Origin of the sequence: Paracoccus sp. S3-43 (assembly GCF_029027965.1) — a bacterium.
In the GTDB taxonomy this organism is placed as follows: domain Bacteria; phylum Pseudomonadota; class Alphaproteobacteria; order Rhodobacterales; family Rhodobacteraceae; genus Paracoccus.
Genome location: NZ_CP119082.1, coordinates 934,701 through 947,018, shown reverse-complemented (window position 1 = coordinate 947,018; position 12,318 = coordinate 934,701). Strand labels below are relative to the sequence as shown.

At 68.1% G+C, this 12,318-nt stretch carries 12 protein-coding genes; 6 read left to right on the top strand and 6 right to left on the bottom strand.

All coding sequences use genetic code 11. The features are described 5' to 3' along the window. Positions 1–24: 24 nt before the first annotated feature. Positions 25–288: a twin-arginine translocase TatA/TatE family subunit gene (locus PXD02_RS04870; protein ID WP_275105793.1), complete on the bottom strand. Its 264-nt coding sequence runs from the start codon at positions 286–288 to the stop codon at positions 25–27. A 203-nt stretch (positions 289–491) separates the two neighbouring features. Between PXD02_RS04870 and PXD02_RS04865 the strand changes: the two genes are divergently transcribed. Next, positions 492–1,112, top strand: a complete 621-nt coding sequence (locus PXD02_RS04865; RefSeq protein WP_275105792.1) for a MarC family protein — start codon at positions 492–494, stop codon at positions 1,110–1,112. Next, complete coding sequence (locus tag PXD02_RS04860) at positions 1,109–1,678, top strand: retropepsin-like aspartic protease family protein (protein WP_275105791.1); 570 nt, start codon at positions 1,109–1,111, stop codon at positions 1,676–1,678. The genes PXD02_RS04865 and PXD02_RS04860 overlap by 4 nt, the downstream gene beginning before the upstream one ends. On the opposite strand, the gene PXD02_RS04855 is transcribed toward PXD02_RS04860, so the two are convergent. Together PXD02_RS04855 and PXD02_RS04850 are read right to left on the bottom strand one after the other, a co-directional pair. Then, positions 1,675–3,093 (bottom strand): alkaline phosphatase D family protein, encoded by a 1,419-nt coding sequence (locus tag PXD02_RS04855; protein WP_275105790.1) that lies wholly within the window; start codon positions 3,091–3,093, stop codon positions 1,675–1,677. The two genes, PXD02_RS04860 and PXD02_RS04855, sit on opposite strands and share 4 nt — an antisense overlap. After that, complete coding sequence (locus tag PXD02_RS04850; protein ID WP_275105789.1) at positions 3,080–4,399, bottom strand: AGE family epimerase/isomerase; 1,320 nt, start codon at positions 4,397–4,399, stop codon at positions 3,080–3,082. Before PXD02_RS04850 ends, PXD02_RS04855 begins: the two co-directional genes overlap by 14 nt. Positions 4,400–4,840: 441 nt before the next feature. Here PXD02_RS04850 and PXD02_RS04845 point away from each other — a divergent pair, with 441 nt between their 5' ends. After that, positions 4,841–6,112 (top strand): hemolysin family protein, encoded by a 1,272-nt coding sequence (locus PXD02_RS04845; protein WP_275105788.1) that lies wholly within the window; start codon positions 4,841–4,843, stop codon positions 6,110–6,112. Between the two features lie 5 nt (positions 6,113–6,117). Here the strand turns inward: PXD02_RS04845 and PXD02_RS04840 are convergent, their stop codons facing one another. After that, complete coding sequence (locus PXD02_RS04840; RefSeq protein ID WP_275105787.1) at positions 6,118–7,404, bottom strand: solute carrier family 23 protein; 1,287 nt, start codon at positions 7,402–7,404, stop codon at positions 6,118–6,120. 135 nt (positions 7,405–7,539) lie between these two features. Between PXD02_RS04840 and PXD02_RS04835 the strand changes: the two genes are divergently transcribed. After that, positions 7,540–8,739: an acyl-CoA dehydrogenase gene (locus PXD02_RS04835; protein WP_275105786.1), complete on the top strand. Its 1,200-nt coding sequence runs from the start codon at positions 7,540–7,542 to the stop codon at positions 8,737–8,739. Next, positions 8,732–9,877 (top strand): CaiB/BaiF CoA transferase family protein, encoded by a 1,146-nt coding sequence (locus PXD02_RS04830; protein WP_275105785.1) that lies wholly within the window; start codon positions 8,732–8,734, stop codon positions 9,875–9,877. Before PXD02_RS04835 ends, PXD02_RS04830 begins: the two co-directional genes overlap by 8 nt. A gap of 51 nt (positions 9,878–9,928) precedes the next feature. Here PXD02_RS04830 and PXD02_RS04825 read toward each other — a convergent pair whose 3' ends face one another. Both PXD02_RS04825 and PXD02_RS04820 read right to left on the bottom strand, forming a co-directional pair. Next, a complete protein-coding gene (locus tag PXD02_RS04825) occupies positions 9,929–10,675 on the bottom strand; it encodes a Bax inhibitor-1/YccA family protein (RefSeq protein WP_275105784.1) in 747 nt (248 codons plus the stop codon). A gap of 116 nt (positions 10,676–10,791) precedes the next feature. Then, positions 10,792–11,784, bottom strand: a complete 993-nt coding sequence (locus PXD02_RS04820) for an NADPH:quinone oxidoreductase family protein (RefSeq protein WP_275105783.1) — start codon at positions 11,782–11,784, stop codon at positions 10,792–10,794. Between the two features lie 145 nt (positions 11,785–11,929). Here PXD02_RS04820 and PXD02_RS04815 point away from each other — a divergent pair, with 145 nt between their 5' ends. Continuing rightward, the gene (locus PXD02_RS04815) at positions 11,930–12,289 is read left to right on the top strand and encodes a helix-turn-helix domain-containing protein (protein WP_275105782.1); all 360 of its coding nucleotides are present in this window, start codon (positions 11,930–11,932) and stop codon (positions 12,287–12,289) included. Positions 12,290–12,318: the final 29 nt, after the last annotated feature.

The following is a 12,318-nucleotide window of genomic DNA, read 5'->3' as shown; positions in this document are numbered from 1 at the left end:
GGAACCCCTGTCCCGGTCGCGGGATCAGACGCGGGGTTCGTTCGAGGGGGTCACGTCGCGCGCCTCGGCGCCGGGCACGGGCTGGACAGGGGCGGCGGGCGGGACGGGCTTGTCCAGGGCGGCGTTGCGGTCGGCGGCCGTTTCGGCGTTGCCGTCGTTGATGCCCTTCTTGAAGGCGGTGATGCCCTTGCCGACTTCACCCATCAGCGAGGATACCTTGCCGCGGCCGAACAGGACCAGCACCACGATGGCGATGACGAGCAGTGCCATGGGGGACGGCATGTGCATTTCAGTTCTCCAGTTCCAAAGCCAGGCCGATGACCTGGGTTCAACCAATCTGCGGAATATAGAGCCTTGGCCCCCGCAGCGAAACCCCAACTGCCATGATTCGGGGCCCTCGTCATTAATCTGCGACAAACTGACGGTATTTTGAAAGCCCTGCCCCCGGCCGCCCGGCTTGGCAGGGCCGGGCGTGCGGGTCATAAGACGGAATGGACCTGTCGCTGTATGTCACCGCCTTTGTCACGCTGTTCGTGGTGATCGACCCGATCGGGCTGACGCCGGTGTTCATCGCCCTGACGCCCGGCATGGGCGCGGCGCAGCGCCGCCGCATCGGCTTTCGCGCCCTGGCCATCGCCGCCGTCTTGATGATGATCTTCGGCTTCGCGGGCAAATCCATCCTCGAGGCCATCGGCATCTCGATTTCCGCCTTTCGCATCGCGGGGGGCCTGCTGCTGTTCCTGACGGCGCTGGACATGCTGTTCGAACGCCGGACCGAGCGGCGCGAGAACCAGGGCGAGGCCGATCCGCTGCATCACGACCCCTCGGTCTTTCCGCTGGCGATGCCGCTGCTGGCGGGTCCGGGGGCGCTGGCCTCGATGATCCTGCTGATGGGGGAATCGCCCGGCATCGGACATATGGTCATGGTGAACGCGGTGATGCTGTCCGTGCTGGCCATCGCCATGGCGCTGTTCGTGATCGCCACCCCCCTGGCCCATGCCCTGGGGCGGACCGGGGTGATGGTGGTGACGCGCCTGCTGGGGATGCTGCTGGCGGCGCTGTCGGTGCAGTTCGTGATCGACGGGCTCAAGGGATCGGGATTGTTCCGATGACCGGCGACGACACCATGCAGGTTGTCTATTACGGCCTGCTTCTGCTGGTGATCGGCGGCGCGATGATCTTCGAGTTGGCGGGACGCGGCGGGCAGGTGCTGCGCCAGATCATGCTGTGGGCGGTGATCTTCGCCGGCGCCACGCTGGCCGCGACCTGGTATATCGACGGCAACGCCCCGCGCCAGCAGGTGCTGGACGGCGGCCAGATCGAGATTCCCGTGGGCCGCGACGGCCATTTCCACCTGACCGCCCAGGTCAACGGGCAGGAGGTGCGCTTCATGGTCGATACCGGCGCGTCATCCATCGCGCTTGGCCCGGCGGATGCGCGGCGCGTGGGGCTGGATCCCGACGGGCTGGCCTATGTCGGCACGGCGATGACCGCGAACGGCCGGGTCCAGACGGCCCCCGTCACCATCAGGGAAATCGCCATCGGCGACATCGTGGACCGCAATGTCCGCGCCTGGGTGATCGGCGCCGACCTGGACGGGTCGCTGCTGGGCATGTCCTATCTGCGCACCTTCGCCCGCGTCAGTTTCGAGGGCGACCTGCTGGTCCTGGAACGCTAGTCCAGCGCCAGCGGCGGCGTCGGGCCGCTGTCCTCAAGATGCCAGACCGCCCTCCACCGCCCGCCCCGGCGATCCAGCGTCAGGAAATTGCGTTCGGCGACATAGCGGTGCTTCTGGCCCGGCAGGGGGCGGATCGCGATGGGGTGGCCCTGCAAGGGCGCATCGCCCAGTCCCGCGAACAGGCCAAGCGCGCGGGCATAGGCGCGGGGCGGCGCGCGATGCGAGATGCCGGATGCGACAAGCTGGTGGATTTTCGTATGCTCCGGTCCCATCTCGGCCCGCGTCGCCAGGTGGATCTCGCCCGACAGGACCGTGACCGGGGCGGCCTGGCGCATCCGCAGGATCTGGCCCAGCATCCGCCGCCATTCGTCGCGATGGGCGTGGCTTTGCCATTGGTCGCGCAGGTCGTCCTCGTAATGCTGCATCCGGGGGATCGCCATCATCAGCGATTCCAGCAGCGACAGGCGCGGCCCCAACAGCGGGACGCTGGACACCATGAAGACGTGATCGCCCGAGGGCCGCAGCGAGTCGACCGCCGCCCAGCCCGCATCGCCCATCACCCGGCGGCGGTGGCGTTCCGACCGCAGGTCGGGCGCGAACAGCGTCACCCCCGGCAGATCGCGCCGCCAGCCCAGGTTGCGGCCGGCGGGGTCCATGAACAGCGCGGGCACATCGCCGTCCGTCGCACCGTGCTGGAACAGCAGATACATGCGCCGCGCGACCGCAAACAGCGCCTGCCCCACCGCCGAGACCGTGCGGCTTTCGGGCAGCGACCCCCAGCCGTCGCAGATGTCGTGATCGTCCCAGACCGACAGCGAGGGCAGGCTGGCGAACAGATCGGCACAGCCTTCGGCCGCCAGCACCATCAGATAACGCTGGACGAACTTCGCCTCCAGATGACGGGTCAGATCCGCCAGATCCGCCGGGGCGGGGTCGTCGGGAACGCGGTCGGGCCAGCCATCGGACAGGGGGTGGCCGTGGGTCGCCTCGTCCGCATAGATCTGGTCGCCGCCTTGCAGCAGCAGGGCGAAGGGCGCGCGGGCGTGATCCTGGGCCAGCCGCGCCCACATCCGGTTGCGCTCGGACCCGTCGCGGTCCAGATCGCCGGTCTCTTCTCCGTTGCAGGACAGGAAGGCGATGCGGATGTCGCCGTCCAGCCGGGTCGCCACCGGATGACCGCGCCCGTCCAGGCTGTATCCGCCTTCGCCCGCGCCCAGGGTGAAATCGTGCCGCCAGACCGACAGCCCCGCCACCCGCGCCAGCAGCACCGGCTGGACCGCCCCGCCTTGGGTCGCCAGCGCGCCGGGCGGGGACGCGGCGTCGGGCCGGATCGTGACCGCCGCCAGGCGCAAGCCATCGGCATCGCAGCCCCGGAAATGCAGGATCGGGCCCGCGAAACCGTTATCCTGAACCATCGGTTCGTCTTGTCCTTGCCTGTTCGTTCGGGGTCTTAGATAGGCGCTTGCGTCGAAAATGCACCCCGGAACAGGCTTTCAGCGGCGCGGCCCGCGCCAGGGCGGCGGAAAGGCGCGACAGGCCGGGCGCCAGCGGGAACAGATCGGCCTGCAAGGCGTGATAGATGTCGGGCTTGCCCTGGAACTGCCCCCCGGCGGCGGGTCCGCCCGGTTCGGGGAACCAGCCGCCCCGGTCGCGGTCGATCAGGGCGCCGTCGGCAAAGCGCCACAAGCGGCGATACCAGTCCTCGCCCTCGGGGCGCGGATCCAGCTTGATCAGGGCGGCAAGCGCGCCGATCGCCTCGGTCACGGGCCACCAGTATCGGTCGGGGCGCGCCACCTTGCCGTTCCGGTCCAGCGTATAGGCCAGCCCGCCCTGCCCCAGCCAGGCGTCGGAGAGCGCCGTTTCGACCAGCAGCCGGGCCTGCCGGGGCGCGTCCGTGCCGGGCCGCCCGGCCAGATCCCAGTGTTGCAGCAGCAGGCGCGCCATCTCGAAGGAATGGCCGGGGGTGGTGCCTGCCGGGCGGAACATCGGATTGCCCGCATAGCCGGGATCGGGGCGCCAGTCGGCATCGTAATGTTCCGGGATGCGCCAGCCCTGCGCCGCCGCCTGGCCCACGATGAAGAACTCCAGGATGCCGCCCGCGCGGCGCAGGTCTTCGCTGTTGCCCGTCGCCTCATGCGCAGCCAGCAGCGCCTCGACCCCGTGCATGTTGGCGTTCATGCCGCGATAGGTGGAAAACGGCTGCCAGTCGCGGGTGAATTCGTCGCGAAACAGCCCCGCATCGGCGTCCCAGAAGCGATCCTCCAGCACCTGCGCGATGTCGTCCAGCAGCCGGTCGGCATCGGGATGGCCCGCCAGCTTGGCGGTCGAGGCCGCCAGCAGCACGAAGACATGGCCGTAAGCCAGCTTGGTGCCGTCCGCCACCGCCCCGCCCGACAGCGCCCAGACATAGCCGCCGTGCCGGCCGTCGCGATGCCCGCGCCACAGGGTCGCCATCCCCCGGTCGATGATGTCCGCCCGGTCGGGGCGCCCGGCCAGTTGGCCCAGCCCACAGGAATGGACCAGCCGCGTCGTCACATGCAGTTCCTGAAGGCCCCCCGGCAGGGGGCGGCCCGCCTCGTCCAGCGTGACCAGCCCGCCCTCCGGCCCGGCGCTTGCGTCGAAGAAATCCAGCGACCGGCGCGCGTCGTTTGCCAGATAGGCCTGGTGCGCCGAATCGTGCAGCCAGTGTCCATGATTCCCGCCAAGCCGCGCCTGTTCCACCTTTGATCCCCCCTTGCCCCCGCGCCCGATCACGCGAAAATGGCTAATCACCACGGCGTCTTGCAACGGTTTTCGTGGTCGGCCCCTTGCCATCCGCGCCGGGCCGCGCCACCTGTTCGCCCAGCGGAACCGGGCCCCTCTGGCGACAGCGATGTCGGAACCGCATCGGGCGTGCCTCGATGCAAGTGGCCCTGCCCCCGCGAAACCCCCGGCATCGAAGCACCACGGCAACGATGAGGGCAAGATGAATTTCTGGTCCTGCTGGTCCTGGGCAAGCCGCTGTGGATGTGGCGGCTGTTCATGACCCTGTTCGGGGCGCTTCTGGCGCCCTGGGCGTGCCTTGCCCGCCGATTCCGGCCCGCGGGGGCCCTTCTTGCCTTTGCACCGGCGCGCGCTTCGTGCAGATTGCGGAAAGCCTGGCTTGTTGGACAAAGTGAACCGATGCTTCTGGAAATCCTCATCGTCGTGCTGCTGACGATGTTCAACGGCGTCCTTGCCATGTCGGAACTGGCGATCGTGTCGGCCCGTCCCGCGCGGCTGAAGGTGATGGCCGCCGAAGGCAGCCGGGGCGCCGACATCGCCCTGGACCTGGGGGCCGAACCCGGCCGCTTCCTGTCCAGCGTCCAGATCGGCATCACCCTGGTCGGCGTGCTGTCGGGCGCCTTTTCGGGGGCCACGCTGGGCGCCCGCCTGTCCGCGGCACTGATCGACAGCGGCCTGTCGCCCGCCCTGGCCCATGCCCTGGGCGTCGGCGGCGTGGTCGTCTTGATCACCTATCTGTCGCTGATCATCGGCGAACTGGTGCCCAAGCAGATCGCCCTGCGGTCACCCGAAGGGGTCGCCAGCCGTATCGCGCCGCTGATCCTGTTCATCTCGCGCATCGCCGCGCCGATCGTCTGGATCCTGGACAAGTCGGGCAATGTCGTTCTGCGCCTGCTGGGGCAATCGGGCGAATCCGAACGCGGCATCTCGGACGAGGAGATCCGCGTCATGCTGTCCGAGGCCCGCACCGCAGGCGTCATCGAGCCCGCCGAGACCGAGATGATCGCGGGCGTCATGCGCATCGCCGACCGCTCCGCCCGCGGCCTGATGACGCCGCGCCACGAGGTCGAGACGGTCGATGTCGGCGACGCGGCGGCGGATGTGTTGCAGAAATTCCGCGACAGCCGCCGGTCGCGCCTGCTGGTGCGCGACGGGTCGGACAACGACATCATCGGCGTCATCGCCCTGCGCGACCTGCTGTCCGAGGACGTGACCGACCTGCGCCCCCTGGTGCAGGAGGTGCCGGTGATCCGCGAGGGCCTGCCCGCCCTGAACGTGATCGAGGAATTGAAGGCCAGCCCCGCCCATATGCTGCTGGTCTATGACGAATACGGCCATTTCGAAGGCGTCGTCACCGCGATGGATCTGCTGGAGGCGATCGCGGGCGATTTCCCCGAACCCGGCGACGACGAACCCAAGGCCGTGCAGCGCGACGATGGCAGCTGGCTGGTCGCGGGCTGGATGCCCGCCGACGAATTCGCGGAAATGATCGGCATCTCGCTGCCCGAGGACCGCGACTATCAGTCGGTCGCGGGCCTGGTGCTGGACCGCGCGGGCGTGCTGCCCGACGTCGGCGCGCGCATCGCCGTGTCCGGCTGGCAGATCGAGGTCGTGGACCTTGACGGCCGCCGGATCGACAAGCTGCTGGTCACCCAGCTTGCCGAGGGCTGAGGGCGTCAGGCCGCGCGCCGGTCGCGGCCGATCCCCAGAAGCTGGTACAGGACAAGGGCGGCCAGGGTCGATGTGCCGATCCCGCCCAGGGCGAAGCCGCCGATGGTCACCGTGAAATCCCCCGCCCCCAGGATCAGCGCCACGCCCACCGTGAACAGGTTCCTCGGGTCGGAAAAATCCACCCGGTTGTCCACCCAGATCCGCGCCATGGCCGAGGCGATCAGCCCGAACACCGACACCGCCAGCCCCGCCAGCACCGGGGCGGGAATGGTTTGCAGGATCGCGCCGAATTTGGGCGACAGGCCCAGCAGGATCGCGATCACGGCGGCCAGCGGGAAGATCAGCGTCGAGTAAACTTTGGTCATCGCCATGACGCCGATATTCTCGGCATAGGTGGTGACGCCGGTGCCGCCCCCTGCCCCGGCGATCATCGTCGCCAGCCCGTCGCCCAGGAAGCCGCGCCCGATATAACGGTCCATGTTCTGCCCGGTGATCGCGCCAAGCGCCTTGATATGGCCCAGATTCTCGGCCACCAGCACGACCGCGACGGGGGCGATCATGCTGATGGCGGTCCAGTCGACTTGCGGCGCGGTGAAGTTCGGGACGCCGAACCAGGGCGCCTGCGCGACACGGGCGAAGTCGATGCCCGGCACGATCCCCGCGCCGTTGCCCAGGACCAGCACCAGCCCGTATCCGAAGACCAAGGCGATCAGCACCGCCACGCGCTTCGTCGCCCGCCCGCCATAGGCCGACACCATCGCCATGCACAGCACCGTCGCCAGGGCGATGGCCAGATGCGCCATGCTGCCCTTCAACTGGCCCACCGCGACCGGGGCCAGGTTCAGCCCGATGGCGACGCCGATGGCCCCGGTGACGGCGGGGGGCATCAGCCGTTCGACCCAGCCGGAACCGATTGCCATCACCACCAGCCCGATCAGCGCATAGACCAGCCCCGCCGCGATGATCCCGCCCAGGGCCACGCCGATATTCGGATTGGCCCCGCCGCCCGCGAAGCCGGTCGCGGCCATCACCACCGCGATGAAGGCGAAGGACGATCCCAGATAGCTGGGCACCCGCCCGCCGGTGATGACAAAGAACAACAGCGTGCCGATGCCGGAAAAGAACACCGCGACATTGGGATCGAAGCCCATGATCAGCGGCGCCAGGATCGTGGACCCCGACATCGCCAGCAGGTGCTGAAAGCTCATCGGAACGGCGGCGGCCCAAGGCAGCTTCTCATCGGGAAGGACCGTCGCGCCGGTGGCCGGGCGCCAGTGGGGAAAATAGCCCATCGTCTCTCTCTCGGGATGGTGATTCTGGCGGCAGGCTTAACCGATCCGCGCGCCCGCACCAATCGCCCGCGATTTGGGCCTTTCGGGACCGCCCCGCATGTCGTTATCCTTGCCCCGACCCCAAGGGAGGAACAGATGTCCACGAAATCCCACAAAGGCGCGGCGTTCGACTGGGCCGATCCGTTTCTTCTGGACGACCAGTTGTCCGAGGAAGAGCGGATGATCCGCGACAGCGCGGCGGCGTTCGCGGCCGACCGGCTGGCCCCGCGCGTCAAGGACGCCTATCTGACCGAGCAGACCGACCCCGAGATCTTCCGCGAGATGGGCGCGGCGGGCCTGCTGGGCGTGACCGTGGCCGAGGAATACGGCGGGGTCGGCGCGTCCTACGTCTCCTACGGCCTCGTCGCGCGCGAGATCGAACGGATCGACAGCGGATACCGCAGCATGGCCTCGGTCCAGTCGTCGCTGGTGATGTTCCCGATCGAGGCCTATGGCAGCGAGGCGCAGAAGCGCAAATACCTGCCGAATCTGGCCTCGGGCGAATTCATCGGCTGCTTCGGGCTGACCGAGCCGGACGCGGGGTCCGACCCCGCCGGCATGAAGACCCGCGCCAAGAAGACCGATGGCGGCTATGTGCTGAACGGCGCGAAGATGTGGATTTCCAACAGCCCCATCGCCGATCTCTTCGTGGTCTGGGCGAAATCCGACGCCCATGGCGGCAAGGTCCGCGGCTTCGTGCTGGAAAAGGGCATGCACGGCCTGTCGGCGCCGAAGATCGAGGGCAAGCTGAGCCTGCGCGCCTCGGTCACCGGCGAGATCGTGATGGAGGATGTCGAGGTCGGCGAAGACGCCCTGCTGCCCGGCGTCGAGGGCATGGGCGGGCCCTTCGGCTGCCTCAACCGCGCGCGCTATGGCATTTCCTGGGGCGCGATGGGGGCTGCCGAGGATTGCTGGTTCCGCGCCCGCCAATACGGGCTGGACCGCCACCAGTTCAACCGCCCGCTGGCCGCGACGCAGCTGTTCCAGAAGAAGCTGGCCGACATGCAGACGGAAATCGCCCTGGGCCTGCAAGCGTCCCTGCGGGTCGGGCGGCTGTTCGACGAGGGCCGCTTCGCGCCCGAGATGATCAGCCTGGTCAAGCGCAACAATTGCGGCAAGGCGCTGGAGATCGCGCGGATGGCCCGCGACATGCATGGCGGCAACGGCATTTCCAGCGAATACCACGTCATGCGCCACGCCCAGAACCTGGAGACGGTGAACACCTATGAGGGCACGCATGACGTTCACGCGCTGATCCTGGGCCGTGCGCAGACCGGGATCCAGGCCTTTGGCTGAGCCGCCGCTGAAGGGCCTGCGGGTCGTCGAACTGGCGCGGATCCTGGCCGGGCCGTGGATCGGCCAGACCCTGGCCGACCTGGGGGCCGAGGTCATCAAGGTCGAATCGCCCGAGGGCGACGACACCCGCCGCTGGGGCCCGCCCTTCATCGACCGGCCGCTGCCGGATGGCGGGACCGAGCGGGTCGCCGCCTATTTCCACGCGGCGAACCGGGGCAAGACCTCGGTCATCTGCGACTTCAACGACGCCGCCGATCTGGCGCGGCTGCGCGGCCTGATCGCGCAGGCGGATGTGGTGATCGAGAACTTCAAGCTGGGCGGGCTGACCCGCTTCGGGCTGGATTACCCGGCGCTGTCGGCGGGCAATCCGGGGCTGGTCTATGCCTCGATCACCGGCTTCGGGCAGGACGGGCCGCGCGCCCGCCAGCCGGGATACGATTTCCTGATCCAGGGCATGTCCGGGATCATGGACCTGACCGGCGATCCGGGCGGAGAGCCGCAGAAGGTCGGCGTCGCCTGGATCGACATCTTCACCGGGCTTTACGGGGTGATCGCCGTGCAGGCGGCGCTGGCCGAACGGGCGCGGTCGGGCCGGGGCCAGCATCTGGATCTGTCGCTGCTGGATTGCGGCGTGGCGGTGCTGGCGAACCAGGCGACGAACTATCTGCTGGGCGGCACGGTGCCGCACCGGCTGGGCAATGCGCATCCGAACATCGTGCCCTATCAGCTGTTCCCGGCCAGCGACGGCCATCTGATCGTCGCCTGCGGCAACGATCGGCAATTCGCCGCGCTGTGCCGGGTTCTGGACCTGCCCGACCTGCCCACGGACCCCGACTTCGCCACCAACCCGGTCCGCGTCGCCCATCGCGACCGGCTGGTGCCGATCCTGACCGCCGCCACCCTGCGCCGCACCCGCGCCGACCTGATCGCCGCGATGGAGGCCGCAGGCGTCCCCGCCGGCCCCGTCAACGACGTGGCCGAGGCGCTGACGGAACCTCAGATCGCCGCGCGCGGCCTGCGCATCGCCCCCGAGGGCATCCCCGGCCTGCGCACCCCCATCCGCCTCAGTCGCAGCGACCTGACCCATGACCGCGCCGCCCCCGCGCTTGGGAACGGGGAATGGCGGTTCGGGGAATGAAAAACCCCCGCCGGTCAGGCGGGGGTCAAGGCTGTCAGGCTGTCGCGAAAATCAGTCGCGGTTGCCCATGAACTGCAGCAGGAACATGAACAGGTTCAGGAAGTCCAGATACAGTTGCAGGGCGCCCATGATGGCGGTCTTGCCGATGAAGTCCCGGTCCGAACCGGCCATTTGCAGATAGGTGTTCTTGATGTTCTGCGTGTCATAGGCGGTCAGGCCCGCGAAGATCAGCACGCCCAGGATCGAGATCGCGAACTGCATCGCCGAGGATTGCAGGAAGATGTTCACGATGGACGCCACGATCAGGCCGATCACGCCCATGATCAGGAAGCTGCCCCAGCCCGAGATGTCCTTCTTGGTGGTATAGCCCCACAACGACAGGCCCGCGAAGGCGATGGCCGTCACCAGGAAGGTCTGCACGATCGACATGTCGGTATAGACCAGGAAGATCGAGCTGATCGACAGGCCCATCAGCGCGGCGAAGCCGTAGAACAGCATGGTCGCGGCCGAAACCGACAGGCGGTTCAGCGCGGCGCCGAAGGCAAAGGCCACCAGCAGCGGCGCGAACATGATCACCCATTTCAGGGGCGAGGCATAGAGCGCGACGCCAAGCTGGGTCAGCTGTCCCGACGCATCGACGGCGGCGGTGCTGATGCCATAGGCCGCGACGGCGGTTACACCCATGCCGACCGCCATCAGCCCATAAACCTTGTTCATGTAGGCCCGCAGCCCTTCGTCGATCACCGCCTGGCGGCTGCCGACGCTCTGCGTGGTGCGGTAAGTGTTGTAATCTGCCATCAATCTCTCCCTACGAGGACATGCCGGCATCTGCCGGTTTATGGCCCCCATATTGGCATGAGATCGCCGCGTTTCAATGCGCCACGCGGCCGGATCGGCACAGTTTTACGCAGTTGTTACAGTGTCACGACGATCTTGCCGACCGATTTGCGGCTGCGCAGCATGTCGAAGGCCTCGGCCACGCGATCCAGCGGCATCACCTGGCCCAGCACCGGAGCAAGCTGGCCGTCCTGGAACATGCGCAACAGATCCCTCATGCTGTCCGACACGGCCGCGGGATCCAGCCTGGCATAGCCGCCCCAATAAAAGCCGTGGATGGCGATGTTCTTGACCAAGGCGTGGTTCAGCGGCAGCACCGGCGGCCTGCCGCCCGCGAAGCCGATCGCCAGGAACCGCCCGCCGGGATTCAGGGCGCGGAAGGCCGCCTCTCCGGCGCTGTCGCCCACGGCGTCATAGATCACGTCGACCCCGCCCAGATCGCGCAAGGCGGCCTTGAGGTCCGGGCAGTCGGCGTTGTCGATGACATGATCGGCCCCGGCTCTGCGCACCACGTCCAGCCGGTCGCGCCCCCGCGCCACGCCGATCACGCGGGCGCCCATGGCGCGCCCGATCTCGACCGCGGTCAGACCCACGCCGCCCGCAGCACCCAGCACCGCCAGCACCTCGCCCAGTTGCAGGGCGGCGCGGGCAGAGAGCGCCAGGTGGCTGGTGCCATAGGCGATCTGGAAGCCCGCCGCCTGTTCGAAATCCATCGCGGCGGGGATCGGCGTGCAGGCGCCGGGGGACACCGCGACCTGTTCGGCCAGCGTTCCCGGCGCCAGCACGGCCACGCGGTCGCCGGGGTGGAAGCCGCTGTTTTCAGGCGCCCATATCACCTCGCCCGCACCTTCCAGGCCGGGGGCGAAGGGCGGATCCTGGCGTTCCTGGTATTCGCCCTTCGCCTTCAGCAGGTCGGCGAAATTCAGCGCCGCCGCGCGCATCCGCACCAGCACCTGCCCAGCCCCGGCCCGAGGGGCCGGACGCAGCCGGATCACCGGCTCTCCTCCCAGCTGTTCAACCAGGGCGATTCGGATCAGCCCCGAACCCTCGGGCATGGAGGTTTTCGCCAAGTCTGTCATTCCCTTAACAAAAGGCCCTCGACAGCCGCACCGAACCTGTCTTTTTGGTCAGGAACGAGGTCGTTAACCAGGTTAACACTCGAAAATTGAGGAAGGTTAAGATAGTGCTTCCTTAGATTGCATTAGGGTGGTAACGATGAAACACGGTGTTGACGTTCATGTAGGCAAGCGCATTCGCCATCGTCGCTGGATGATCGGGATGACGCAACAGCAACTGGCCGACAAGGTCGGTATCAAGTTCCAGCAGATCCAGAAATACGAAACCGGCATGAACCGGGTGTCGGCGTCCCGGCTGTGGGATATCGCGCGGGCGGTGGACGTGCCGGTCAGCTTCTTCTTCGAGGGATTGCAGGAAGGCGACGTCCCCGAGGGCGTCGCGGGCGACATCCTGGCCGACAAGGAGGCGCTGCAACTGGTGCGCGCCTATTACACGATGCCGGTCGCGCAGCGCCGCCAGATCTTCGAACTGGCCCGCGTGCTGTCCGACGCCGCCTGATCCCGGCGCGGGGCGTGTCGCTGTCACCC